The organism is Streptomyces xiamenensis (assembly GCF_000993785.3).
Classification (GTDB): Bacteria; Actinomycetota; Actinomycetes; order Streptomycetales; family Streptomycetaceae; genus Streptomyces; species Streptomyces xiamenensis.
Window position 1 is genome coordinate 2397021 of record NZ_CP009922.3, and the last position, 26125, is coordinate 2423145.

The window sequence follows — 26125 nt, forward strand, 5'->3', positions numbered from 1 at the left end:
TCTGCTGTCTGCCAGCGGAAAGGGCGCCGCTGACGCTAACTTTATGCGGCACAGGCGGCCGTGAAGAGGGGACAGGGATGAGTGGCATAGCAGGAGGCACCGGAAATCCGGCCCAACCCCCCTGGCCGCCCTACCCGCCGGCCCACTCGACACCCGGTGGACAGGGCCGTTCACCCGGCCCCTACCTGCTGATCTCCGCGCTGATCATCGTGGGCGCGCTCCTCGGATTCCTGGCCTACCAGTCGGCGAGCGGCAAACAGGAACAGGGCCGCACCGAACCAGGCGGCGACCCGGCCGCCCCGCTGTACATCCACGCCGTGGACGACATCCTGGCGGACCAGGAGTGCCCCGCCGCCGAACAGGCCGGTGGCACCGCTGTCTTCGCCCCCGACATCACCTCCTGCCTGATCCTGGACACCGTCACGCACACCATGACCGTCGACCGCCTCCTGGAAGTGGCCGCCGACCACGACACGGCCGCCGGAGGCTGGCTCATCCAGCTGACCTTCACCCCCGAGGACGGCGCCCGCTTCGGCGACCTGACGGAAGCCGTCGCCGCCCGTCCCGCGCCCGGGAACCAGCTCGCGATGCTGCTCGACGGCGAACTGCTCACCGCGCCCTCCGTCATGGAGCGCATCGACGGCGGACAGGTACAGATCTCCGGCAGCTTCACCCGGGAGGAGGCCGAGGCGCTCGCCGCCCGCCTGGCCCCCTGAGCCGCGAAGAAGACGTCCACCCGCTGACAGCCGCCCCGCCGCAACACCCCGCGCACCGCGCCGATCCCGACCCCGGCCCGCACCATGTCCTCCATGAACACCACTCCCCCATGGCTGACCCCCGGCTCCTCCCACCCGGCATCGAACGTGCTCACAGAGTGATCACACACGGGAGCGAGAAAGATATCCACCCCTGTGGATAACTTCCGGGCGGGGACTGTCAGTGCCTGGTCCTACCGTGACGGCATGACGGAAGACGTGCTGGAGCCGTACCGCCGCGAGCTGACCGGCTACTGCTACCGGATGCTGGGCTCGGCCTTCGAGGCGGAGGACGCGGTCCAGGAGACGATGATCCGCGCCTGGCGCGGCCTGGACCGGTTCGAGGGCCGGTCCGCACTGCGCTCGTGGCTGTACCGCATCGCCACCAACGTCTGCCTGACGGCGCTGGACGGCAACAAGCGCCGTGCCCGCCCCATGGACCTGACGACCGCCGGCACCCCCGAATTCCCCCCGGGCGCGCCGCTGCCCGAGACCACCTGGGTCGAACCGATACCCGACAGCAGGCTGGACCCGGCGGAGGTGGCGCAGGCGAGGGAGTCCGTCCGCCTGGCGTTCGTGGCCGCCCTCCAGCACCTCCCGCCCCGCCAGCGCGCCGTGCTGATCCTGCGCGAGGTCCTCAGCTGGCGGGCGAGCGAGGTGGCCGAACTGCTGGACACCACCGTCCCCTCGGTCAACAGCGCCCTGCAGCGCGCCCGCGCCACCCTGGCGAACGTGCGGGGTGAGGCCCCCCGGCAGCTCGGCCCGGGGGACGAGAGGCTGCTGACCCGCTACATGGTGGCGTTCGAGGCGTACGACCTGGACGCCCTGACCGCTCTGCTCCACGAGGAGGCGACGCTCACGATGCCCCCTTTCGACCTGTGGCTGCGCGGCACTCCCCACATCCGCGCCTGGCTGACGGGCCACGGCATCGGCTGCCGCGGTTCCCGCCTGATCCCCACCCGGGCCAACGGCGCCCCGGCCTTCGCCCAGTACCGCCCGGGCGGCGAACCCTGGGCCCTGCAGATCATCGAGACCAGGGACGGCAGGATCAGCGGCATCAACGCGTTCCTGGAAACGGAGCGCTGGTTCCCGCTGTTCGACCTGCCGCCGAAGCTCAGCCCAGGGGCTTGACCCACCTGACCCACTGCTCCTGGGGCCCGTAACCCCCGGCGTCCCAGGCCCGGTGAGCCGTCTCGTTCCGCCGCAGCACCATGGCGTCGGCCCGCCGCCCGCCCAGCGCCACGAACCGCTCCTCGGCGGCGGCGAGCAACGCCCGCCCGATCCCCTGCCGCCGCGCCCCGGGCGCGACGGCCAGCCGGTACAGATGACAGCGCCATCCGTCGAATCCGGCGATGACGGTCCCGACCAACTCCCCGTCCCGCTCGGCCAGCAGCAGGGCCCCCGCGTCCCGCTCCACCAGCCGCGTCACCCCGGCCGGATCATCGCTGATGCTGGTCCCCTCGGCCGCGCCCTTCCAGAACACCAGCACGGCGGCCACATCATCGACCCCAGCAGCACGAACAGTCACATCAGCACCCATGCCGAAAACCCTACAAGCCCCCCAACCTGGTCACACACCGCATTGCTAGGCTTGCTCATCGGATACATGACACCGGCACGGGGGGGACGCCAGGCCATGGCCGATCAACTGGACCTGTATGTCAGCTCGGACGAACTGGACCCGATCGCGGACGCGGCGCGCGGTCTCCACGACGAACTGACCGAACACGGCCGGATGGCCGAGAGCGACGAACGCACCGCCGGCGAGGCCCTGTCCGCCCACCGCTTCGCCACGGGCCGTTCCCTGACCCTGCTGGCCGAGGGCTGGAGCCGCCAGGTCGACGACCTGCTGAACGACTGCGCCCGCATCTCGGGCCACCTGGACCAGACGGTCAGCGCGCACACCGAGCTGGAGTACCAGATCCAGGCGGAGTTCCATCAGATCCAGCGGTCCACCTCCGCCTACGACAGAATCGTCGCCCTGGCCGGCGTCACCGATCCGACGCCCACCGATCCCCCGCCCACCGAGATCGACTGGGGGAAGGCCTGATGCCCGACTGGACCGGCGCGGGAGCGGGCTCCCTCTTCTCCACCATCAACCCGTTCCCCCTCGGGGCGAACGTCACCTACGAGAGCGTCCGCAACGCCGACCTCAGCACGCTGAGCGGCGTCGTGGACTCCCTCAGCGCCCTGACGGCCAAGCTCACCGAGCTGGAACAGGACGCCGCGGCCATGAACGGGATGGCGCACGGCTCGCTGTGGGCAGGGCTCAACGCGACGGTCTCCCGGGCGCACATCCGCCGGACCGCCGGTAAGTTCACCCACGCCCGCACTCAGGCGGAAGCCCTCCACAACATCCTCCGTGACCTCCTCACCGACCTGCGGGGCTGTCAGGACGGACTGCTCCGGCTGGAAGCGAACTCCGAAGCCGAAGGCTTCCGGATCTCCCCGGAGGGGGTGGTCTCCAGCGCCGGGCCGCCTCATCTGCGACTGGACCAGCTGAACGCGGGCATCGGCATGGGCGGTATCGGGGAACCGGACCCCGAAGGCGTTTCCCCGGAGACGCAACAAGCCATGTGGCACGCGCACTCCCGGATCAACGAGATCGTCGAGAAGGCGGGGGAATCGGACGGCATCGCGGCCCGCGCGCTCACGGACATCCTGGCGGAAGGCGATGGCAGGTTCAGCCACACCGACCTGACCGGCATCGACGACGCCCGCGAGAACCAGGTCCAGCAGGACGCCGAAGCGGTTGCCGTCCTGGCCGGCAAAGAGAACAAGACAGCGGCGGACTGGCGCCTGATGGGCGACTACTTCGCCCTCCACGCGCACGACCCGGAGTTCGCGAACCACGTCATCGACACCCTCGGCATGGAGCAGTACCTGACGCTGGCCCAGGAGCTGGACCACTCCGCGACCGAACTCGCCTCGGCGAACGTCGACATCGACGGCATCAGGACCGGCATGGCCAACACCCTCAACACCGCCATGCAGCCGTCCATCGATATCTCCACCCACCCCCCGGGATCGGGCGCCTACCAGAGCTGGCTTCGCACTGAGGAAGGCCAGGCATACGAACGCCGGCTGAACGCCCTGAATGCCCTCGGCCCCGAGCGACTGCACGAGCCGGAGGAGTCTGCCTGGCTGGACTCCGTCCAAGACAACCGAATCGGCTACGACCTCTTCCTCGATCTCATGGAGAGCGCGGACGAGCCGATGAACGACATCTTCTACTACGACATGCTCGACGGCATGGTCGCGGCGGAGAAGGAAAGCCCCATCGTCTGGTCCGGCGAGCGATACCCCGACAACGAGCACGGCTGGGACCCGAAGAACAACGGAACGGACCGCCTCCTCGCGTTGGGTGCCCGCAACAACGTCGACGCGACAACTGACTTCTTCGACCCCGATCGAACCGATAACCTCGACTACTTCATTGGAGATGGGGAAAAGAGTCGCAATCTTTTTTATGGCTCCGACCCGACCCAGTATCTCCTCAGTGGCCGCTCGTTCAACGAGGCACCGGGCCTCACCGCAGCCCTGGAAACCGCTGCGACCGGCCGTCCTTCGGGCGGAGCGCCCGGTCCCGGCTATGAGGGGCATTCGGAAGTCAACGTCCGTATAGCCGAAGAGGTGTGGAACACCTACGCCGAAGATCCCGCCAGGTCCAGAGGCGACCTGAATTCTCCGGACATGCGCCCCACCCTGGGGACGATCGCCGCCGACTACATAGCCGACATCTCCCACGCAGTAACGGATGTGACGCACGACAACCAAGAGGCAGATTTCAGCAACCACACGGCGACGCTCCTCTATGAGGTCGGAAAGAATGTCGATGCCTATCAGCTGATCACGGCAGCCAACCTGTACGACATGAACTTGGCCATGGACGGTGCAGTCAATGAGCACGGCCACAACGAAAGCGCGCTGCAGACGGCGGCAGGAAACGTGGCCAACCGAAATGGACAGGTCAGTGGAATCTTGACCGACGCACATGCAACCGCTCGCTACGACAATCAGATCGCTGCCGACGCTGCCGCCAATGCGTCCGTGGATCAATGGGAAGAAATGGCCTCCGTCCTGCTGGGCGGAGCTGTTTACGGATCGGTACCGCTTTCGGGATCCGCTTCCATGACGGACAGCTTTGTCCAGGGGGCCAATTCGAGCATCTTTGAATCTTTCCGTGTAGACAATTCCATTGAAGCTCGCCACCAGGAGGACAGAAACTACAGCAACTCAAGAACAGCGTACGTGGGGGCGACAACGGACGCCTTGGACCTTGCATTGGAGAGGGCCCAGATTGACACCTCTGAATTCCAGAGTTACCCCCTCATGAAAGAAACCGTGGAAATCGGTGCAGGAAACGGACATGACGCCGGAAAGACTCGCATCGAACGACCGAAGTGATTCCCACCGGGGGAGAATGATATGAAAATGCTTAGGATCCTGGGACTGCTAGGAATCTCAGCCATGGCTGCAGTGGGGTGCGCCAAGGATGCCGATGAGGCCACGAGGACGTACCCCCTTCCGCACGAGCTGTGCGGCACACAAATAGATCGGGAATCATTCGATCCGGTATTCCCGCCCGGGGACACTCTGGAAACCGATGCACACATCACCGAAACCACCGATAAGAATACGACCGCTACCCATAATTGCGTCGTGACAGTGGATGGAAGTCGAGCTTTCTCTCTCTCCAGCATTCCAGCAACCCAGGCCGACGGTGTGGAAGATTACATCTCCGAACGAGGCTTCACGTTGGACACCGATAACCCCGAATATAGGAGCACGGGCTCTTACGAAATCTTCACCTGGCCTCATATTGCTGTAGGGTTTTCCAACTGCACTGAATCCCAGCTGGGCAACTCAGGCGTCGGTTTCATTATTGACATCGGAGAGGAGCAGAAACTGAAGGACATCGAATCCTTGAGCGCAGCTCTCGAATCCTACATGGACGGGCGGATTTCTCAGATCGGTCCCGAAAGCTGCACATTCACATAACCGACGGCTGTGGGCCGACAGACGCCCCCCGGCCGGACGCAACGAGGTTCGCTCCCGAAATACGTGCCGCCCAGGAGAAGCCGGTCCGTGTAGATGCCCGGGCGCCCCAGACCCGCCCCTGGCAACTGCCCCGTAACAGAAGGGTCGCGGGTTGGCTTCCGATGCGAGAACCGGCCTGCCCCATATCGGCGGAGCGAGGCCCCTGCACGTAAGCTCGGTCGGGCTCCACGCCGTAGCAGGGGGCAACCACACGGGGAGGAACGGCGAATGGAACCGCTGGGGGCGGCCGATCCGCGTCAGGTCGGCACGTACAAGCTGCTCGGAAAGCTCGGCGAGGGCAGCATGGGCCAGGTCTATCTGGCCAGGTCAGCACGTGGGCGCACCGTCGCCGTCAAGCTGATCCGCAACGAGCTCGCCGGACATCCCGACTTCCGCCGCCGTTTCCAGGCGGAGATCGAGGCGGCCACCCGCGTCGGCGGCCAGTGGATCGCCCCCGTCCTCGACCACGACTCCACGGGGGAGGCCCCCTGGGTCGTCACCGACTACATCGCGGGCCCGTCCCTGCACACCGTGGTCACCTCCACCTACGGCCCGCTCCCCGAGCACAGCATCCGGCACCTCGCCTCCGGCCTCACCCAGGCCCTGCGCGACATCCACGGCGCCGGCCTCATCCACCGCGATCTGAAGCCGTCGAACATCCTCATCACCATCGACGGCCCCCGCGTCATCGACTTCGGTATCGCCCGCGCCGTCGAGAGCACCGGCGGCACCACCATGACGCACGCCGGGGCCATCGTCGGCTCCCCCGGCTTCATGTCGCCCGAACAGGCCCGCGCACTGCCGGTCTCCCCGGCCAGCGACATCTTCGCGCTCGGCTCCGTGCTGACGTTCGCCGCCACCGGCCGCAGCCCGTTCGGCAGCCTCGACAGCACGCTGCACACCATGCTGCTGCGCATCGTTCAGGGTGAGGAGGATCTGACGGGCGTCCCCGACAGACTCCGTCCGCTGATCGAGATATGCCTGTCCCAGAACCCGGCCGGGCGCCCCACCCCCGACCAGATCGACGAGCTGCTCGCCACCTCGCAGGCCCCCGATCCGCGCGCCGCCCAGGAGCACTGGCTGCCGGCCTCCGTCCTGGCCGGACTCGGCAAGGACGCGATAGCCCTCCTCACCTCCGAGGACGCGGACGACGCCCACCCGCCGGCGGCCACGCAGCCGCCGTCCCTGCCCCCGGCGCCGCCGGGTCCGCCGTCGCCCGTCCCCGCGCTGTACGGGCCCGCCGGCCCGCTGCCCCCGACGGCGCACGGTTACGGAACCGGGGCGCCGCCCGGATTCGGCCCGGCCACCGCCCCCTTCGCCCCTCACCCGCCGGTCAAGAAGAAGACGGCGCCGTGGGTGATCGCGGCCGCCATCGCCGTTCCCCTGCTCGTGATCGGCGCGGTCGTCGCCGCCGTCGCCCTCAAGGGCGGCGACAAGGACGACCAGGCCGACGACCCCACCCCCGCACCCACCGAGCAGGACCCCGGCCCCGTCGAGGACCCGGACGAGCCGGAGGAGCCGGACGACGAGCCCGCGAGCGGCGACGTCGACCGCGCCTACCTCGGTGCCTGGGACGGCGTGCTCACCGCCGATGACGGCGTCGACGACCAGTTGCTGCACCGCGTCGTCATCGAGCAGAGCCGTACGGAGACCCGCGCCACTTCCTGGTTCCTCACCCCGTACGTCCTGTGCCACCACGTGCAGACGGTGGCCACCAGCGCCTCCGGAGACCTCGTGTTCTCCCCGGGAGAACTGACCGTCATTCCCGAGGACGCCTCGCGCGAGGACTGCGACTTCGGCGACCAGAGCCTCACCGTCACCGGCGACGAGGAACTGACCTGGACCTCCTCGGCGATGGACCTCGAACTCCCGATGATCCCCTCGTTCGAGGACAAGGAGATGACCTTCCCCGAACCGCTGCGGTACGGGGGCTCGTACGACCTGGAGGCCGAGGAGTTCGAGAAGGCCGGCGGCCCCGAGTACCCGGGCGGGGAGCCCTACCGGGTCAGCCTGCTGGTCACCGACCTCGGCGATCGCACCCTGAGCATCTACGCCCCGGACTACACCTGTTCCTGGGACGCTTCGCTGGTCTACGCGGACCCGACGACCGTCCTCGTGGGCCCGCTGGTGCCCACGTACGACTACGACGACTCGTGCGCCATCGACAGCAGGTCCCTGGTCCTGCGCCCCGATGAGGACGACGAGGACGATCTGCGCATCAGTTCCCTCAACCGCGACGACGACGGCTTCCACTTCGTCGCCACGAACCGCTACTGAGCGGTGACGGCCGCGTAGCGCGGAAGGCGGGCCGTCTCGATCCCGCAGCCGAGCGGTACGGGGAGGGGTATCCCTTCCCCGTACGCGCCGCCTCGCACGACGCGGTAACGCCCGCCCCGTGGATGGCTGTTCAACGACCACCGACCGCACTGCGGGTCCACCAACACCAGCAGCCGTACTCGCGCCCCCGCGTACGCGCTCACGTCGGCGGCGGTACCGCTTCCGGCGACCGACTGCACCATCACCGCCAGTTCCACGGCGCGCGGATGCAGCAGCGACTCGTCGGAACTGAGGAACCCGGACGGACACACCGCGAGGTCCGGCGTCAGATACGCGTCCGGACCTGCGTCCGGCCTGGCCACCGCGGGCGCCCACAACGGCACGAGGTCCGGCGCCACGAGAGGCGCCAGCTGTGCCTCGATCTGCCGCAGAACGCCGTACCGCTTGCCACGGGGCGGGGGCCCCGGCGCCCCGGGGACGTCGACCCGCACGCCGGTCCATCGCGCCACCACCCTGGCTGCGGAACGGAGTTGCGCGTGATTGAGGGTGACCCTCACCGCAGCCCGCCGGTGATCGTGAACCACACCAGCTTCCCCGGCCCCGGGGTGTGATGACAGACGCCCCAGTCGGAGGCGTAGAGGTCGATGAGGAGCAGACCCCGGCCGTGCTCGTCCTCTGGCAGAGGAAAGCCGGCCGGGGGCTGCGGCACTCCTGGCGCGGAGTCGTGTACAGACACCCGCACCGCCCCCGCCGGGGTCCACGCCGCGTAGAGCGCGACGGGGCTTGGCCGCACGCTGTTCAACGACGCGACCACGGCATTGGTCACCACCTCTGACGTCAGCAGCGTGGTTTTTTCGACCAGGTCGGCCTTCTCTGGGGACGAAGGGGACACGGCCCCCAGGGCGGTACGGATCGCCTCCCGGGCGCTCCGCACCCAGCGGACGTCGGGCGGGAACGTGAAGGAGAAGTCCCCGCCGGGCGGGGGGAGGACAGCGACAGCACACATACGGACCAGTTCCTCTCGGATGTACCCGGCCGCCCACCGTGGCTCGCCACAACGGCCGCCCGTCGCGGTGCACTTCGGACTTATGGCGGTCCGGGTTGGTACGTGACGACGCTAGGATTCATCTGGTAACAAATACAACCTCAGCAAGGATTACTCACCCGATGGAGTGAGGTAAGCAAAACAGGGGATCGAAGCGAGTGATGCTGTGGTGGGAGTTAAGTCATGGGACTGCGATCACATGTCAGCCAGCGCCAACGACGGCTTGGCCAAGAGCTAAGGAAGCTACGCGAAGCGGCTAACGTGCCCCGCGCTGAAGCCTGCCGCCGCATCGGCATCCACACTCCGCATCTGAGCAACATCGAAGCCGGACGAACGGCATGCTCCGAGGCTCGACTGCGCGCCCTTGCGGAGGTTTATGGTTGTACAAATAAGGCGCTGGTGGACGCACTGGTAGAGAAGAGCAATGCCACCGGCAAGGGATGGTGGTCGGCGTACTCCAAGTCGATGGAACATCGGGTCATCGATCTCGCCGAGCTGGAATCCTCAGCAACTGCACACCGGTCTTTCCAGTGGCTCTACGTCCCTGGGCTGCTCCAGACTCCCGACTACATGCGGAGCCTCTTCACTCGGACTGACCCGGCGGCCAGCGCCGAGGCCATCGATGAGTACGCGAACTTCCGGCTGCTGCGCCAGCAGACCCTCTTCGAGGAGCCACTCCCCACGTATCACGCGGTGATCCACGAGGCGGCCTTCCACATGAAGTTCGTTAGCCGCGAGGTCATGCAGGGGCAACTGGAGTACCTGGTCCAGTTGGCACAGTTCGCCAACATCACCATTCAAGTACTCCCGTTCAGTGCAGACGCTCACCCAGCCACACCGGGCGCGCCGTTCTCGGTCCTTGATGCGGGTGTGCCCGAGCTCAGCACGGTCTACGTTGAACACCCAGTGGACTCGGTGTTCTTGGGAGACCGGCCGTACATCGAGCAGTTCGCGACAGACTTCAGCCGTCTCAGCACAGTGTCTCTGGCTCCGCTTGACCCATCCGGCCTGCTCGGGGAAGGTTCGCTCGGGCTCGTACAGCATCTCCTGTATCTCATGAAGGAGGGAAGGAATGCCGCACCTTGAGTGGCAGAAGTCGACCTACAGCAGCGGAAATCCGAACAGTGACTGTCTGGAGGCGGCTCAGGGGCCAGAAGGACAGCTCTACTTCCGCGAGAGCGATGCCCCCCACGTCATCCTGACGACGTTCCCCGATCGCTGGGCTGGACTCCTCCGTCTTGCACGGCAGTCATGATGCGACGCGGCTGGCAGAAGTCGAGCTACAGCAGCGGCGACCCCAACACCAGTTGTCTGGAGGCCACGCGCACCCCCGAAGGATGCCTGCGCTTCCGGGAGAGTGAGGACCCCGGCACCGTCCTGGTCACCACGCCGGCCCGGTGGGCGGCCCTGCTGCGTGCGGCCGGAAGTGGCGCCACACACTAGACCTTCACAACGCGTACCGGGCCAACTCAGGCAACCCTGACTGATCGTTCCGGCCAAAGCGCACTGTTGTCGGTCTGGGACGCTAACGTCGTGTGAGGAGGTAATAGACTCACGGCGGTTGTTGAGGGGGCACGACATGAGCTATGGCGGCGATGGCTACGACGACGAGCGCGACCGCGGCGTCCCCTCACAGACCCGGACCCGGCTGCCCGAGCAGGACGGCTTCGCCGACCGCCGCCCCGCCGCCTCCCCCGGCCGCAGCGTGGTCACCATCGTCGGCATCGTCCTCATCCTGATCGCCGCCATCGTCTTCGCCAACCGCCCCGACGACAGCACCGGCTCGGACGGCGGCGGAACGGACGACGGCAACCGTCCCGGAGCGAACCCGACCGCCCCTTCGGGCCAGCAGCCTGTGGAGGGTTTCACCAACGGCATCCCCTCCGGCTTCCCGCAGAGCGCCGAGGGCGCGGAGAGCGCCGCCACGAACTATGCCGTGGCGCTCGGTGGGGAAGGGATGTTCAACGCGCAGGAGCGCGAGCTGATCGTCACCACCATCAGTGCCTCCGACGCCACCGCCGGTCTCCTCCAGGCCTTCAACGCCGACTACAGCCCCGCGTTCAACGAACGCGTCGGCATCGACGCAGACGGCAACGCCCCCGACGGCCTCACCTTCGTCAGCCGCGCCACCCCCATCGGCTCCTATCTGACCGCCTACACCGACACCACCGCCGAGGTGTCCGTGTGGTGCTCGGGACTCTTCGGCCTCGCCGGGACCGAGTCCCTCACCCCGGTCAGAAGCTCCTGGTTCACCATCAACTTCACCCTGGCCTGGGAGAACGGCGACTGGAAGGTCACCGGCTCCACCCAGACCGAGGGGCCGACCCCGGTACCCGGTGACAACCGGGCGTCCGGCGCCCAGGAGATCGCGGAAGCTGTCGAGGAGTACGGAGGGTTCACCTATGCGCGCTAGCCTCCGGCTGCGTCTGGCCACACTCATGGCCACCGGCGCCGCCGCTCTCGTCACCGGTCTCGCGTTCGCCACGCGCGCCCGCGCCGACGAGGACGACGAGACCCCCGAGGACGAAACCCCCGCCGACGAGGGCAACCCCGACTGCGAACTCATCACCGGCTCCGCCCGTGACTACTGCGAGGGCGACGCCGGGACCGGTGACGGCGGTGGCGGCGGCACGAACCGGCTCGGGGACAGCCTCGACCCGCTGTCCTCCCTCGCGCAGGGCTGCGCCGACGCCGCCGCCTGGATCGTCGACCAGCTGTCCGCCGCCGTCTCCGGCACCACCAACGTCGACTTCACCAACGGCGCCTTCCTGCGCCAGTACGCCGTCGTCTTCGCCGCCTCCACCGTCCTCACCCTCATCCTGTGGCTGCTGGCCATCGCCAAGCGCGCCATCCGCGGCGTCCCGCTGTCGACCGCCATCTCCGAGGCCATCGGCTTCCTGTGGCTCACCGTCATGGCCTCCGCCTTCACCCCGCTCATCCTCTACGTGGTGGTCGCGGCGACCGACGGCGTCACCGACGCCATCGTCACGGGTACAGGGGACAACTCCGACCAGTTCTTCGGCTCGTTCTCCGCCGCCCTCGCCGCAGGCGAGGACATCGGCGGCGGGCCCATCATGCTGATCGTCGTCTCCCTCATCTCCATCCTCGCCGCCGGCGTGCTGTGGCTCGAACTCGTCATCCGCGCCGCCCTGCTCTACGTCGGCGCCCTGCTCGGCACCGCCGTCTACGCCGGCCTCGTCGACAAGAACCTGTGGGGCCACGTACGCCGCTGGGCCGGCATCATGATCGCCGTCATCCTCCTCAAGCCGGTCATCGTGATCGTCCTCGGCCTGGCCTCGGCCCTCTCCACGACCGACGGCCCCTCCGCCTTCTCCGCCGTCGTCTCCGGGCTGGCCATCATCATCCTGGCGATCTTCGCGTCCGCCATGATCTACCGCTTCGTCCCCGGCTTCGGCGACGAGATCGTCAGCCACCGCGCCGCCCGCCAGGACACCTCCAGCCGCGCCGCCAAGGCCGCCATCGCCACCCCCGCCACCGTCCTGCGCCAGGGCATGGGCACGCACGGCGCCCGCGACGGCGCGGCGGCCGGCGGCGCCCAGGCCACGGGCGGCGGCCAGCGCGGCGGGGCCGGCGGCAGCGCCGTCTCCGGCGGCGTCGCCGCCCACGGCAACCGCGGCACCGGAACGTCGTCCACCGGATCGCCCAGCGGCCCGGCCCCCGGTAACCGAGGAGGAGGCAACAGGTGACCAGCCCGCCGCACACACTCACCCGCCGCCGTACGTACCTCATCGGCCGCGCCCGCCCCCAGGCCCTCGTCGGCCGCAACCGCGAGACGGGCGAGATCGCCCTGATCGTCGCCGGGGCCTTCCTCGGCATGATGAGCGGCATCCTCGTCCCGCAGCTCACGCTGCGGATCGTCGGCCTCGTCGGCTTCCCCTTCCTCGCCCTCGCGGCCATCTACATGCCGTACAACGGCCGCACGTTCTACAAGTGGTACGAAATCAACCGACACTTCCGCCGCACCCAGCGCACCGGCGCCACCTACCGTTCCGGCGCCGCCGAGGCCGGCACCAGCCTCAGCGGCCGTGAGGTCGAGATCGGCGCGCCCCCCGGCGTCGGCCGCGTCCAGTGGCTGGCCGCGCCCTTCGGCCCGGACGAGATCGCCGTCCTCCTCCACACGGAGAAACGCACCATCACCGCGGCCATAGAGATCGAGGGCCCCGGCGTCGGCCTGCGCGACAGCGAGGACCAAGAGGCCCTGGTCGAACGTTTCGGCACGCTCCTCAAGCACGTCGCCAACGGCGACGGCCACGTCACCCGGCTCCAGATGCTGGCCCGTACGCTCCCGGCCGACCCCGACGCGCACGCCAACGATGTCGCCGACCGCGGCGACCCGGGCTCCCCCGCCTGGCTCCAGGACTCCTACGACCAGCTCCAGTCCATGGTGTCCACCTCCAGCGAGCAGCACCGCGCCTACCTGGTCGCCTGCATGCACCACTCCCGCGACCTCAGCAACGAGGCGCAGGCCGTGGCCCGCGCCGACCGCGCCACCGGCCGGCGCCGCATGTCCCAGGACGAGGGCCTGGCCGTCATCATGGCCCGCGAACTCGCCGACATCTGCGCCCGCCTGACCGAGGCCGACATCCGCGTCCGCCAGCCCCTGGGCGAGGCCCGGCTGGCCTCCCTCATCCACTCCATGTACGACCCGGACCACCCGATCGACCACCTCCAGGCCATGTCCCGCCGCAACGCCTGGCCGGCCGAACTCGACGCCCGCGAGCCCACCTACCTCCAGGCCAAGACCCGCGAGTCCGACACCCGCGAGCCGTGGTGCCACGCCACCGCCTGGGTGAAGGAGTGGCCGATGACCCCGGTCGGCGTCAACTTCCTCGCCCCGATCCTCGTCCACACCCCGGACGTGATCCGCACCGTCGCCGTCTGCATGGACCTCGAACCCACCGAGCTGGCCATCGAGCGCATGCTCACCGAGAAGACCAACGACGACGCCGAGGCCTCCCGCGCCGCGAAGATGAACCGCACCGTCGACCCGCGCGACGTCGCCGCCCACAGCCGCGTCGACCAGCGCGGCGACGACCTCGCCTCCGGTGCCGCCGGCGTCAACCTGGTCGGCTACCTGACGGTCTCCTCCCCCAACCCCGAGGCCCTCGCCCGCGACAAGCGCACCATCCGCGCCTCCGCCGGCAAGTCGTACCTCAAACTGGAGTGGTGCGACCGGGAACACCACCGCGCGTTCGTCAACACCCTCCCCTTCGCCACCGGGATCAGGCGATGACCGTCCCCCCGCTCATTCCCTCCAGGGAGGAGCCGCCATGCCGGCCCGCGACCCGCTGAGCCTGATCACCGAAGCGTTCACCAGCCTCCTCTTCGGCCGCACCGAGACCACCCGGCTCCCCGTACGCACCTCCACCGGGCAGGCCCAGGCCGTCTACCTGCCCACCGCCGCCCCCGGCCTCGGCGACTCCGGAGTGATCATCGGCCGCGAGGTCTACTCCGGCAAGGGCTACATCTACGACCCGTTCCAGCTGTACGGCCAGCAACTCCCCGCCCCGCACTGGCTGGTCCTCGGCGAGTCCGGCAACGGCAAGTCGGCGCTGGAGAAGACGTACGTCCTGCGCCAGCTGCGCTTCCGGGACCGGCAGGTCGTCGTCCTGGACGCCCAGGGCGAGGACGGCGTCGGCGAGTGGAACCTGGTCGCCCAGCAGCTGGGCATCACCCCCATCCGCCTGGACCCGATGGCCGCCCTCGACGGCACCGTACGGCTCAACCCCCTCGATCCCGCCATCACCACCACCGGCCAGCTCGCCCTGCTGCGCACCATCATCGAGGTGGCCCTGGGCCGCGGCCTGGACGAACGCTCCGGCTTCGCCCTCAAGGTCGCCCACGCCTACGTCAACAAGGCCGCCGCCGAGAGCCCGCAGCGCCGCCAGCCGATCCTCACCGACATCGTGGAACGGCTGCGGCACCCGCTCCCCGAGTCCGCCGACGCCATGAACGTCGCGCTGGAGGACGTCCGCGCCTGGGGCCTGGATGTGGCCCTGGTCCTGGACCGTCTCGTCGACGGCGACCTGCGCGGCATGTTCGACGGCCCGACGACCGTGGGGATCGACCTCGACGCCCCGCTCATCGTCTTCGACCTCTCCCACATCGACCGCAACTCCATAGCGATGCCGATCCTGATGGCGATCGTGGGCGTCTGGCTGGAACACACCTGGATCAGGCCGGACCGCAAGAAGCGCATCTTCCTGGTCGAGGAGGCGTGGCACATCATCAACTCGCCCTCCGTCGCCCAGCTCTTCCAGCGGCTGCTGAAGTTCGGCCGCCGGCTCGGCCTGTCCTTCGTCGCCGTCGTCCACCACCTCTCGGACGTCGTGGACGGAGCGGCCGCGAAGGAGGCCGCGGCGATCCTCAAGATGGCCTCCACCCGGACCATCTACGCCCAGAAGTCGGACGAGGCCCGCGCCACCGGGCAGGTACTGGGCCTGCCCCGCTGGGCCGTGGAGATCATCCCCACCCTCACCCCGGGTATGGCCGTGTGGGACGTCAACGGCAACGTCCAGGTCGTCAAGCACCTGGTGACCGAGTCCGAACGCCCCCTCGTCTTCACCGACCGCGCCATGACGGAGTCCTCCGCCCAGCGGGATGCCCTCGCACAGGGGCCCGCCGCGCTGGAGGCCGGCTCCGGGGACGAGAACCCGCTGGGCCTCGCCGACCCCTTCGAGGCCGAGACGGAGGAACGGGTCATCTCCTTCGAGAAACGGCAGGGCGTCGGATGAGCGGCAGCACCCCACCCCCGGACCGCGACCGCCGCGGCGGCGTCCCGGACACCCTTCTCGTCGGCGGGCTCGGGTTCGTCCTCGGTCTGACCGTCCTCACCTGGACCGCCACCGGCCTCGCCGGCTGGGTCGCGCACGGCGCCTGGCCGGACGGCGTCACCTTCCTGCGGACGGCCACCGCCCTGCGGTCCTTCCTGACGGCTCCGGGCGACGTGCCTGCGGCCTGGCCGCAGGCCGACGCGGAGACCCTGCCCGGCGCCGGGCTGCTGTGGCTGATCTTCCTGGTGCTGGTCATCATGCTGTTCGGTGGCGTCCTGTGGATCGCCATCCGCGTCTCGCGCTGGCGCGCCCGCCCCCGCCGCCGGCCGGTGCAGGAGGAAGCGGCGGATTACGAGGCTCCGCAGGCCGTACGGGCAGCGGCACCGGCGGAGGCACCGGCACCCGCACCGCGTACGTACGAGCCGCCCCACCCCCAGCAGCCCGCCCCGGCCGAGCCGATGCCCGCCCCGCCCGCCCCCGCACCGGACTTCACCGCGGCAGTGCTGGCCGCCCCCGAGGGCCTGATCGTCATCGACCCCGACACCCGGCTGTGGGCCAGGACGGCGGCCCGGCGCGGCAAACAGGGGCCCGTCCACGTCTACGATCCCGGCCACGCCTCGGACGCGCCCGTACGCCTGCGCTGGACGCCCCAGCGCGGCGCGGAGGACATGCCGGCCGCACGGAGCCGCGCGAGGGCTCTGCTGAGCCCGGTACGGCCCACCGAGCCCATCTTCCAACTGGACGCGGAGACCGCGGAGACGCTGCTGCGCTGCTATCTGCACGCAGCCGCCCTCGCCGGGGAGCCGATCCAGAGCGTCCAGCGCTGGGCCCAGGGGAAGGCGGGCGGCGAGCCGGGCAAGATCCTGCGCACCCACCCGCGCGCGGCCGGCGGCGCCTCGATGGAGCTGGAGAGCGCCCTCACCTCGATGCCCGACCGCAGGGACGCCGCGCTGGTGCTCATCGGCCGCGCGCTGGACGGCCTGGACCAGCTGCACATCCGTCAGTCCTGCACCCCGGGCCGGGTGGACACCCTGGCGCTGGACAATCTCGCCAACGAGGGCGCCACCCTGTACGTCGTCGGCGACCACGCGCCGACGGCGCCGTTCCGGGCGGCCCTGGTGGACGCGCTGGTGGCCGAGCAGCCGAAGCTGACGGTCATCGGGAGAGTGTGAGCTCCAGCGCCCGTGTCCCGGGGGCCCGGGGGTCGACGTGGCTCCTGCCGTTGGGGAGGAAGCCGAGCGAGGCGTAGAAGCGGGCCGCGCGCGGGTTGTTCTCGTGGACGCGGAGCCGGATCTCGCGGTCGCCGGCCCAGGCGATGGCTTCCTCCATCAGTTCCGCGGCCATGCCGGTGCCCCGGTGCTCGGGCCGCACGTACACCCCCACCACGACCACGTGGTCCGCCGCGGGGTCGGGCTCGGGATACACGCTGACCATGCCGGCCCAGGGCCGGTGCTCCCCGGTTTCCCCGATGAAGGTGACGGTACGGGCGCCGGCGGCCCGCCGTTCCCATTCCTCCCGGGGGATCTCCAGGGCGGCCTCGTGGGTCTGGTAGAACGCCACGCCGGCCAACGGGTCCCGCAGCGCGGCCAGTCGCAGCTCCCGCAGCCGCGCCCAGTCCTCACGGCGGGTCCTGCGGATCGTGTACGGGTCCGACGAGTCCATGAAACAAGAGTAGGCCCGTTGGGGATCGGAATCCCCAACGGGCCTACTCTGTATAAAAATTGTTCGGCGGCGACCTACTCTCCCACACGGTCCCCCATGCAGTACCATCGGCGCTGAAAGGCTTAGCTTCCGGGTTCGGAATGTAACCGGGCGTTTCCCTTTCGCCATGACCACCGAAACTCTAATGGTTGTCATTCGAAAAAAATTCACAGTGGACGCGAGCATCTGAGGACAAGCCCTCGGCCTATTAGTACCAGTCAACTCCACCTCTCACGAGGCTTCCATATCTGGCCTATCAACCCTGTCGTCTACAGGGAGCCTTACCCCATCAAGTGGGTGGGAGTCCTCATCTCGAAGCAGGCTTCCCGCTTAGATGCTTTCAGCGGTTATCCTTTCCGAACGTAGCCAACCAGCCATGCCCTTGGCAGAACAACTGGCACACCAGAGGTTCGTCCGTCCCGGTCCTCTCGTACTAGGGACAGCCCTTCTCAAGACTCCAACGCGCACAGCGGATAGGGACCGAACTGTCTCACGACGTTCTAAACCCAGCTCGCGTACCGCTTTAATGGGCGAACAGCCCAACCCTTGGGACCAACTCCAGCCCCAGGATGCGACGAGCCGACATCGAGGTGCCAAACCATCCCGTCGATACGGACTCTTGGGGAAGATCAGCCTGTTATCCCCGGGGTACCTTTTATCCGTTGAGCGACGGCGCTTCCACAAACCACCGCCGGATCACTAGTCCCTGCTTTCGCACCTGCTCGACCTGCCAGTCTCACAGTCAAGCTCCCTTGTGCACTTACACTCACCACCTGATGACCAACCAGGCTGAGGGAACCTTTGGGCGCCTCCGTTACTCTTTAGGAGGCAACCGCCCCAGTTAAACTACCCACCAGACACTGTCCCCGATCCGGATCACGGACCCAGGTTAGACATCCAGCACGATCAGAGTGGTATTTCAACAACGACTCCACCTGAACTAGCGTCCAGGCTTCACAGTCTCCCACCTATCCTACACAAACCGAACCGAACACCAATATCAAGCTATAGTAAAGGTCCCGGGGTCTTTCCGTCCTGCTGCGCGAAACGAGCATCTTTACTCGTAGTGCAATTTCACCGGGCCTATGGTTGAGACAGTCAAGAAGTCGTTACGCCATTCGTGCAGGTCGGAACTTACCCGACAAGGAATTTCGCTACCTTAGGATGGTTATAGTTACCACCGCCGTTTACTGGCGCTTAAGTTCTCAGCTTCGCCACACCGAAATGTGACTAACCGGTCCCCTTAACGTTCCAGCACCGGGCAGGCGTCAGTCCGTATACATCGCCTTACAGCTTCGCACGGACCTGTGTTTTTAGTAAACAGTCGCTTCTCGCTGGTCTCTGCGGCCACCCCCAGCTCAGAGAGCAAGTCTCATCACCAGAAATGGCCCCCCTTCTCCCGAAGTTACGGGGGCATTTTGCCGAGTTCCTTAACCATAGTTCACCCGAACGCCTCGGTATACTCTACCTGACCACCTGAGTCGGTTTAGGGTACGGGCCATTGTGAAACTCGCTAGAGGCTTTTCTCGACAGCATAGGATCATCCACTTCACCACAATCGGCTCGGCATCAGGTCTCACCCTCGTGTGGAACGGATTTACCTGCTCCACGGGCCACACCCTTACCCCGGGACAACCACCGCCCGGGCTGGACTACCTTCCTGCGTCACCCCATCACTCACCTACTACAGGTCTGGACCACCGACTCCACCACTCCACCCACCCCCGAAGGGACAGATGGCGGCTTCGCGGGCTTAGCATCGCCTGATTCAGCGTTGGCGCTCCACAACGGGTACCGGAATATCAACCGGTTATCCATCGACTACGCCTGTCGGCCTCGCCTTAGGCCCCGACTTACCCTGGGCAGATCAACTTGACCCAGGAACCCTTAGTCAATCGGCGCAAGAGTTTCCCACTCTTGTATCGCTACTCATGCCTGCATTCTCACTCGCATACCGTCCACAACTCGTTTCCACGGCTGCTTCACCCGGCACACGACGCTCCCCTACCCACCACAACCTTCGTTAGAAGTATTGTTGCAGTGACACGACTTCGGCGGTGTACTTGAGCCCCGCTACATTGTCGGCGCAGAATCACTCGACCAGTGAGCTATTACGCACTCTTTCAAGGGTGGCTGCTTCTAAGCCAACCTCCTGGTTGTCTCTGCGACTCCACATCCTTTCCCACTTAGCACACGCTTAGGGGCCTTAGTCGATGCTCTGGGCTGTTTCCCTCTCGACCATGGAGCTTATCCCCCACAGTCTCACTGCCGCGCTCTCACTTACCGGCATTCGGAGTTTGGCTAAGGTCAGTAACCCGGTAAGGCCCATCACCTATCCAGTGCTCTACCTCCGGCAAGAAACACACGACGCTGCACCTAAATGCATTTCGGGGAGAACCAGCTATCACGGAGTTTGATTGGCCTTTCACCCCTAACCACAGGTCATCCCCCAGATTTTCAACTCTGGTGGGTTCGGGCCTCCACGAGGTCTTACCCTCGCTTCACCCTGCCCATGGCTAGATCACTCCGCTTCGGGTCTAGGGCATGCTACTGAGTCGCCCTGTTCGGACTCGCTTTCGCTACGGCTACCCCACACGGGTTAACCTCGCAACACACCGCAAACTCGCAGGCTCATTCTTCAAAAGGCACGCAGTCACGGCCACCCGTGCAAGCACAGATGACGACGCTCCCACGGCTTGTAGGCACACGGTTTCAGGAACTATTTCACTCCGCTCCCGCGGTACTTTTCACCATTCCCTCACGGTACTATCCACTATCGGTCACCAGGGAATATTTAGGCTTAACGGGTGGTCCCGCCAGATTCACACAGGATTTCTCGGGCCCCATGCTACTTGGGAAACCTTTAAGTGAGCCATGCAGATTTCAGCTACGGGGGTCTTACCCTCTACGCCGGGCCTTTCGCATGCCCTTCGCCTATCCACACAGTTTCTTACTCACCGACCGTCCGGCAGAACGATCAAAAAAGCTCCCACAACCCCGCATGCGCAACCCCTGCCGGGTATCACACACATACGGTTTAGCCTCCTCCGGTTTCGCTCACCACTACTCCCGGAATCACGGTTGTTTTCTCTTCCTGCGGGTACTGAGATGTTTCACTTCCCCGCGTTCCCTCCACACCGCCTATACATTCAGCAGTGGGTGACAGCCCATAACGACTGCCGGGTTTCCCCATTCGGAAACCCCCGGATCACAGCTAGGTTGACAACTCCCCGGGGACTATCGCGGCCTCCCACGTCCTTCATCGGTTCCTGGTACCAAGGCATCCACCGTGCGCCCTTAAAAACTTGGCCACAGATGCTCGCGTCCACTGTGCAATTCTCAAACAACAACCGAAGATTCGACCTTTCACAGCCGTACCTTCAGACACCCAACAGCGAACCAAATGTTGCAGTCAATGTTCCACCCATGAGCAAACCACCGCCGGACACTCGCCGGCGTAGTGGCTCTGGACTACCAAAAGGCAGCCTAGAAGCTCCTTAGAAAGGAGGTGATCCAGCCGCACCTTCCGGTACGGCTACCTTGTTACGACTTCGTCCCAATCGCCAGTCCCACCTTCGACAGCTCCCTCCCACAAGGGGTTAGGCCACCGGCTTCGGGTGTTACCGACTTTCATGACGTGACGGGCGGTGTGTACAAGGCCCGGGAACGTATTCACCGCAGCAATGCTGATCTGCGATTACTAGCGACTCCGACTTCATGGGGTCGAGTTGCAGACCCCAATCCGAACTGAGACCGGCTTTTTGAGATTCGCTCCACCTCGCGGTATCGCAGCTCATTGTACCGGCCATTGTAGCACGTGTGCAGCCCAAGACATAAGGGGCATGATGACTTGACGTCGTCCCCACCTTCCTCCGAGTTGACCCCGGCAGTCTCCCGTGAGTCCCCGGCACCCCCGAAGGGATCCGCTGGCAACACAGGATAAGGGTTGCGCTCGTTGCGGGACTTAACCCAACATCTCACGACACGAGCTGACGACAGCCATGCACCACCTGTACACCGACCACAAGGGGGCGACCATCTCTGGCCGTTTCCGGTGTATGTCAAGCCTTGGTAAGGTTCTTCGCGTTGCGTCGAATTAAGCCACATGCTCCGCCGCTTGTGCGGGCCCCCGTCAATTCCTTTGAGTTTTAGCCTTGCGGCCGTACTCCCCAGGCGGGGCACTTAATGCGTTAGCTGCGGCACGGACAACGTGGAATGTTGCCCACACCTAGTGCCCACCGTTTACGGCGTGGACTACCAGGGTATCTAATCCTGTTCGCTCCCCACGCTTTCGCTCCTCAGCGTCAGTATCGGCCCAGAGATCCGCCTTCGCCACCGGTGTTCCTCCTGATATCTGCGCATTTCACCGCTACACCAGGAATTCCGATCTCCCCTACCGAACTCTAGCCTGCCCGTATCGACTGCAGACCCAGGGTTAAGCCCTGGGCTTTCACAATCGACGCGACAGGCCGCCTACGAGCTCTTTACGCCCAATAATTCCGGACAACGCTTGCACCCTACGTATTACCGCGGCTGCTGGCACGTAGTTAGCCGGTGCTTCTTCTGCAGGTACCGTCACTTTCGCTTCTTCCCTGCTGAAAGAGGTTTACAACCCGAAGGCCGTCATCCCTCACGCGGCGTCGCTGCATCAGGCTTTCGCCCATTGTGCAATATTCCCCACTGCTGCCTCCCGTAGGAGTCTGGGCCGTGTCTCAGTCCCAGTGTGGCCGGTCACCCTCTCAGGCCGGCTACCCGTCGTCGTCTTGGTAGGCCACTACCCCACCAACAAACTGATAGGCCGCGGGCTCATCCTGCACCGCCGGAACTTTCCACACACGAGCATGCGCTCATGTGTCGTATCCGGTATTAGACCCAGTTTCCCGGGCTTATCCCAGAGTGCAGGGCAGATTGCCCACGTGTTACTCACCCGTTCGCCACTAATCCCCGGCCGAAACCGGTTCATCGTTCGACTTGCATGTGTTAAGCACGCCGCCAGCGTTCGTCCTGAGCCAGGATCAAACTCTCCATGAATGCTTCATGTAAGAGCAAGGAAAATCCTCGCTTAAATGCTGCACCTCAGACGAGGTCGAGATGCAGACTCAGTAAATAATCTGGCATTGACTATTTGGCACGCTGTTGAGTTCTCAAGGAACGGATGCTTCCTTTGGTTCCCTCTCGGGCCCCTCCGGGCTTTCCCTTCGTGTTTCCCAGCTTACCACACTCGGTTTCCCGAACTTGGCCTCCGCTGGGAGGAGTTGAGCCTTTCGGCCCGGTAAGTTTTTCGCCCTCCGGCGTGTCCACCACTTTAGGGGATTTCCCCGGCCGATCCAAATCCGGATCCTGGCCTGAGAACCTGCCCCCTGGGCGGCAACTTGGTGGACCTTACGGACCCTGTGGAGACAGTGTCAAATCGAGGTCACACGGCCGGGCGCACCCCTGTCCCAGGTGCTCTCCGACCACCCCCGGACCGGCCTCAACGCAGCACCGTTTCCAGGAACTCGGTCCCCAGCCGGGCCACCACACCCAGGTCCAGACTGTGCTGCGCGTACCGCCCCTGGCGCCGCGTCGTCAGCAGGCCGGCCTTGCGCATCACCGCCAGATGACGGGAGACCTCGGGCGCGCTCATCCCCAGCGAGCCGGCCAACTCCCCCGTCGTGTGCGGGGCGAGGGCCAGACTGCGGCACATCCGCAGCCGTGTCGGATGGGCCAGCGCCTCCAGCCGTCGCGCCAGCGTCTCCGGCGTCGCCGGGTGCGGCAGGTTCGAGGAGGCCACCGGGTACTGGATCACCGGCCGCCATCCGGTGGCGTGCAGCGCGATCAGATGCGGCCAGCCGAAAGCCGTCGGGAAAAGGGCGATGCCCAGGCCCGCCGTCCGGTCCAGCGCCGTCGTCCGCCCGTCGTAGATCTTGTCGATCGTGAGCCGGCGCCCGGCCTCGTCCACCGTGATGACGGGCGACACCGCCCGCATCGCGGGGGCCAGCCCCTTGTGCCGCAACAGCTCGGTCTTGTGCCGGGCGTCGGCGGCCAGCCCGGGGCGTATCTCCTCCCACACCTGTGCGAAGAACGCCTCGTGGCAGTCCTCCAGCAGCCGCCGTATCCACGCCCGCACCGCCGCCGGGTCCAGCAGCAGCCGCTCCACGAAGGCCCGCTGGCGCGGGCCCCGGGCCGCCGCGCGCTCCAGGGCGTGCTCCCGTCCCCGGGGGTCCGTCAGCGGATTCGTCGCGCCGGGATCCCCGTACCGCCAGGCCGCGCAAGAGATCTCCAGGGCGGCCCCGACGTACCGCTCGTCGCTCATCTCCTCCGCCACGTCGAGCTCCTCCTGCAACGTGCGGCCCGGAGCGGTCGGCAGCAGGATGTCGGAGCGGGTCGAACGCCACAGGAAGTCCGCCTCGGTCAGCCGGTCGGCCAGGTCGGCGGGCAGCGCGCGGTGCACGGCGGCGGCCCATTCCGCGCGGTCGGGATGGTGGCCCGGCTCGGACAGCACGTGCAGCGCCGCGCCGAGTTCGGCCAGCGGGGAGGGACCGAAGTGGAAGTGCTCGGCCGGCAGTCCTGCGATGTCGATGACCACGGTCATGTCCCCATTCTGGTGAGCGCGGGCCCCATGGGGGAGTCGGTTGACTGTCCTCGTCAATCCACGCGCGCCCTGGCCGCTGCCCGGCGCAGCGTGGTGGCCATGGGCACCGACACCTCGTTCTTCGATCCCCGCCATCCCTGGCGTTCCTCCACCGGCGAACTCGACGCGGCCTATTGGGACGCCGTACGGCTGCACCGGACGCGGCGGCGACCGCGGGCGTTCCTGCGTGTCCGCCGATTCCGCCGGCGCGGCCCCGATATTCGGTAGCGGTCCGCTCCCGCGCGCCCTTAGGCTCCGGCGTTTTGGCTCCGGAGGAAAAGGGGGTTTCTGACATGCGGACGTCCGGGCTGTACCGCGCTGTCGCGGGCAGTAGTTTCCGGCGTTATGCGACCTATCGGGTCGCTACTGCCGCCGGTGTGTTCACCAATACGATCTTCGGTTTCTTCATGAGCTACACGTTTATCGCGCTGTGGGATCAGCGCCCCGATCTCGGGGGCTATGACCAGGCGCAGGCGCTCACCTTCGCGTGGGTGGGCCAGGGGCTGCTCGCCGCCACCGCCGTCATCGGCGGCGGTTTCCGTGAGGAACTGCAGGAGCGGATCCGGACCGGAGAGGTCTCCATCGATCTCTACCGGCCGGTGGATCTCCAGATGTGGTGGCTTTCGGCCGATCTCGGCCGGGCCGTTTTCCATCTGCTGGGGCGCGGGGTGGTGCCGCTGGCGGTCGGGGCGCTGGTCTTCGAGCTGGCGCTGCCCACCGATCCGCTGCGCTGGCTGCTGTTCTGCTGCGCGGTGCTGCTGGCGCTGCTGGTGAGTTTCGCGATCAACTTCCTGGTGGCGCTGGTGGCCTTCTGGCTGCTGGACGGCAACGGGCTGAACATGGTCAGCAATCTGCTCGGGATGTTCTGTTCCGGGATGGTGATGCCGCTGACGGTGTTCCCCGAACAGCTCGGCACCTTCCTCCAGTGGCTGCCGTGGGCGGCGCTGCTCCAGGTGCCGGCCGATGTGCTGCTGGGCCGGTACTCGGGCGCCGGCGCGTTCGCCGTGCTGCTGTTCCCGCTGGTGTGGGCGGTCGTCCTGCTGCTGCTGGGCCGCGCCGTGCAGGCGGCGGCGACGCGGCGTGTGGTGGTGCAGGGTGGTTGAGGGTCTGCGCGGTTACGCGCTGATCGCCGCGATGTGGTTCCGTTCCACACTCGCGTACCGCGCCTCGTTCCTGCTCACCACGCTCGGGCACGCCGCGAGCAGCGCGCTGGAATTCGCGGGCATTCTGATTATTTTCTCGCACGTCGACCAGCTGGGCGGTTTCTCGGTCGGCGAGGTGGCGCTCATGTACGCCACCGCCAGTTGTTCCCTGGGGCTCGCGGATCTGTTCCTCGGCAATATGGACCAGCTGGGCGCCCGGATCCGGGACGGCAGCGTGGACACCATGCTGATCCGTCCCGTTCCGCTGTTCGCCCAGGTAGCCGCCGACCGGTTCGTGCTGCGCCGGGTGGGCCGGATCATCCAGGGGGTGCTGGTGCTGGGCTGGGCGATCTCCCGCCTGGACACCACGTTCTCGCCGCTGGAGTACGTGCTGCTGGCCGGGGTGATCGGGTGCGGCGCGGTGATCTTCGGGGCGCTGTGGGCGCTCGGCGGGGCGTTCCAGTTCTGGGCGCAGGACGCGGCCCAGGTGCAGAACGCGGTGACCTACGGCGGCAACCGGCTGCTCCAGTACCCGCCGACGATCTACGGCACCGAGCTGCTGCGCGGGGTGACGTACCTCGTCCCGCTCGCCTTTGTGAACTGGATACCGCTGCTGCGGTTGCTGGACCGGGAGAGCCCTCTGGGGCTGCCCGGCTGGGTGGACTTCCTCTCCCCGCTGGTGGCGGTCGCCCTGTGCGTGCTGACCGCCGTGGTGTGGCGGGTGGGGATCCGGACCTATCGGAGTACGGGGAGCTGAG

22 protein-coding genes and 3 rRNA genes are annotated in these 26125 nt (G+C 66.8%); 17 read left to right on the forward strand and 8 right to left on the reverse strand.

Going from position 1 to position 26125, the window contains the following annotated elements; all coding sequences use genetic code 11:
* Nucleotides 1-77: 77 nt before the first annotated feature.
* On the forward strand, nt 78-716 hold the full coding sequence (locus tag SXIM_RS10985; RefSeq protein WP_148236099.1) for a SecDF P1 head subdomain-containing protein: 639 nt from the start codon (nt 78-80) through the stop codon (nt 714-716).
* Between the two features lie 246 nt (nt 717-962).
* Nucleotides 963-1886 carry a sigma-70 family RNA polymerase sigma factor gene (locus SXIM_RS10990; protein ID WP_046723780.1) on the forward strand — a complete coding sequence of 308 codons (924 nt, stop codon included), beginning with the start codon at nt 963-965 and terminating at the stop codon, nt 1884-1886.
* Here SXIM_RS10990 and SXIM_RS10995 read toward each other — a convergent pair.
* Nucleotides 1870-2295 carry a GNAT family N-acetyltransferase gene (locus tag SXIM_RS10995; RefSeq protein ID WP_030736682.1) on the reverse strand — a complete coding sequence of 142 codons (426 nt, stop codon included), beginning with the start codon at nt 2293-2295 and terminating at the stop codon, nt 1870-1872. The genes SXIM_RS10990 and SXIM_RS10995 overlap by 17 nt on opposite strands.
* 96 nt (nt 2296-2391) lie before the next feature.
* Between SXIM_RS10995 and SXIM_RS11000 the strand changes: the two genes are divergently transcribed.
* The 4 genes from SXIM_RS11000 to SXIM_RS11015 all read left to right on the forward strand — a co-directional run bounded on the left by SXIM_RS11000 (nt 2392) and on the right by SXIM_RS11015 (nt 8072).
* Nucleotides 2392-2805, forward strand: coding sequence for a hypothetical protein (locus SXIM_RS11000; protein ID WP_053116161.1), 414 nt, complete (start codon nt 2392-2394; stop codon nt 2803-2805).
* A complete protein-coding gene (locus tag SXIM_RS11005) occupies nt 2805-5162 on the forward strand; it encodes a hypothetical protein (protein ID WP_046723781.1) in 2358 nt (785 codons plus the stop codon). The genes SXIM_RS11000 and SXIM_RS11005 overlap by 1 nt, the downstream gene beginning before the upstream one ends.
* Nucleotides 5163-5225: 63 nt before the next feature.
* Complete coding sequence (locus SXIM_RS11010) at nt 5226-5756, forward strand: hypothetical protein (protein WP_148236100.1); 531 nt, start codon at nt 5226-5228, stop codon at nt 5754-5756.
* Nucleotides 5757-6023: 267 nt separating this feature from the next.
* Nucleotides 6024-8072: a serine/threonine protein kinase gene (locus SXIM_RS11015; RefSeq protein ID WP_052385414.1), complete on the forward strand. Its 2049-nt coding sequence runs from the start codon at nt 6024-6026 to the stop codon at nt 8070-8072.
* On the opposite strand, the gene SXIM_RS11020 is transcribed toward SXIM_RS11015, so the two are convergent.
* Both SXIM_RS11020 and SXIM_RS11025 read right to left on the reverse strand, forming a co-directional pair.
* Nucleotides 8066-8563, reverse strand: a complete 498-nt coding sequence (locus tag SXIM_RS11020; RefSeq protein WP_053116162.1) for a Uma2 family endonuclease — start codon at nt 8561-8563, stop codon at nt 8066-8068. The two genes, SXIM_RS11015 and SXIM_RS11020, sit on opposite strands and share 7 nt — an antisense overlap.
* Before the next feature lie 62 nt (nt 8564-8625).
* Complete coding sequence (locus SXIM_RS11025; protein ID WP_046723784.1) at nt 8626-9078, reverse strand: ATP-binding protein; 453 nt, start codon at nt 9076-9078, stop codon at nt 8626-8628.
* A 222-nt stretch (nt 9079-9300) separates the two neighbouring features.
* On the opposite strand from SXIM_RS11025, the gene SXIM_RS11030 reads away from it, so the two are divergent.
* The 8 genes from SXIM_RS11030 (at nt 9301) to SXIM_RS11070 (ending at nt 17083) form a co-directional block, all read left to right on the forward strand.
* Nucleotides 9301-10203: a helix-turn-helix domain-containing protein gene (locus SXIM_RS11030; RefSeq protein WP_046723786.1), complete on the forward strand. Its 903-nt coding sequence runs from the start codon at nt 9301-9303 to the stop codon at nt 10201-10203.
* Nucleotides 10190-10372, forward strand: coding sequence for a DUF397 domain-containing protein (locus SXIM_RS11035; RefSeq protein ID WP_078846886.1), 183 nt, complete (start codon nt 10190-10192; stop codon nt 10370-10372). Before SXIM_RS11030 ends, SXIM_RS11035 begins: the two co-directional genes overlap by 14 nt.
* A complete protein-coding gene (locus tag SXIM_RS11040; protein ID WP_046723787.1) occupies nt 10369-10560 on the forward strand; it encodes a DUF397 domain-containing protein in 192 nt (63 codons plus the stop codon). Before SXIM_RS11035 ends, SXIM_RS11040 begins: the two co-directional genes overlap by 4 nt.
* A 136-nt stretch (nt 10561-10696) precedes the next feature.
* Nucleotides 10697-11530, forward strand: a complete 834-nt coding sequence (locus SXIM_RS11045; RefSeq protein ID WP_046723789.1) for a DUF8175 domain-containg protein — start codon at nt 10697-10699, stop codon at nt 11528-11530.
* Nucleotides 11520-12824: a hypothetical protein gene (locus SXIM_RS11050; protein WP_046723791.1), complete on the forward strand. Its 1305-nt coding sequence runs from the start codon at nt 11520-11522 to the stop codon at nt 12822-12824. The genes SXIM_RS11045 and SXIM_RS11050 overlap by 11 nt, the downstream gene beginning before the upstream one ends.
* Entirely contained in the window at nt 12821-14371 is a 1551-nt protein-coding gene (locus tag SXIM_RS11060; protein WP_030736715.1) for an SCO6880 family protein, read from the forward strand. The genes SXIM_RS11050 and SXIM_RS11060 overlap by 4 nt, the downstream gene beginning before the upstream one ends.
* 37 nt (nt 14372-14408) lie before the next feature.
* Complete coding sequence (locus tag SXIM_RS11065; protein WP_030736717.1) at nt 14409-15872, forward strand: ATP-binding protein; 1464 nt, start codon at nt 14409-14411, stop codon at nt 15870-15872.
* Nucleotides 15869-17083 carry a hypothetical protein gene (locus SXIM_RS11070; protein ID WP_053116163.1) on the forward strand — a complete coding sequence of 405 codons (1215 nt, stop codon included), beginning with the start codon at nt 15869-15871 and terminating at the stop codon, nt 17081-17083. The genes SXIM_RS11065 and SXIM_RS11070 overlap by 4 nt, the downstream gene beginning before the upstream one ends.
* On the opposite strand, the gene SXIM_RS11075 is transcribed toward SXIM_RS11070, so the two are convergent.
* The 5 genes from SXIM_RS11075 to SXIM_RS11095 form a co-directional block, all read right to left on the reverse strand.
* Complete coding sequence (locus SXIM_RS11075; RefSeq protein WP_030736722.1) at nt 17067-17573, reverse strand: GNAT family N-acetyltransferase; 507 nt, start codon at nt 17571-17573, stop codon at nt 17067-17069. The genes SXIM_RS11070 and SXIM_RS11075 overlap by 17 nt on opposite strands.
* A 61-nt stretch (nt 17574-17634) precedes the next feature.
* Nucleotides 17635-17751: ribosomal RNA gene (gene rrf, locus SXIM_RS11080) — 5S ribosomal RNA — on the reverse strand.
* Between the two features lie 49 nt (nt 17752-17800).
* Nucleotides 17801-20923: ribosomal RNA gene (locus SXIM_RS11085) — 23S ribosomal RNA — on the reverse strand.
* A 190-nt stretch (nt 20924-21113) separates the two neighbouring features.
* A 16S ribosomal RNA gene (locus tag SXIM_RS11090) occupies nt 21114-22643 on the reverse strand.
* Together the 16S, 23S and 5S rRNA genes form the textbook arrangement of a ribosomal RNA operon.
* Nucleotides 22644-23085: 442 nt before the next feature.
* Nucleotides 23086-24186, reverse strand: a complete 1101-nt coding sequence (locus SXIM_RS11095; RefSeq protein ID WP_046723793.1) for a DUF5937 family protein — start codon at nt 24184-24186, stop codon at nt 23086-23088.
* A gap of 99 nt (nt 24187-24285) precedes the next feature.
* On the opposite strand from SXIM_RS11095, the gene SXIM_RS27390 reads away from it, so the two are divergent.
* The 3 genes from SXIM_RS27390 to SXIM_RS11105 all read left to right on the forward strand — a co-directional run bounded on the left by SXIM_RS27390 (nt 24286) and on the right by SXIM_RS11105 (nt 26124).
* Nucleotides 24286-24453 (forward strand): hypothetical protein, encoded by a 168-nt coding sequence (locus tag SXIM_RS27390; protein WP_168222761.1) that lies wholly within the window; start codon nt 24286-24288, stop codon nt 24451-24453.
* A gap of 65 nt (nt 24454-24518) precedes the next feature.
* Nucleotides 24519-25328 (forward strand): ABC transporter permease, encoded by an 810-nt coding sequence (locus SXIM_RS11100; protein WP_030734857.1) that lies wholly within the window; start codon nt 24519-24521, stop codon nt 25326-25328.
* Between the two features lie 31 nt (nt 25329-25359).
* Nucleotides 25360-26124, forward strand: coding sequence for an ABC transporter permease (locus SXIM_RS11105; RefSeq protein WP_078635682.1), 765 nt, complete (start codon nt 25360-25362; stop codon nt 26122-26124).
* Nucleotide 26125: the final 1 nt, after the last annotated feature.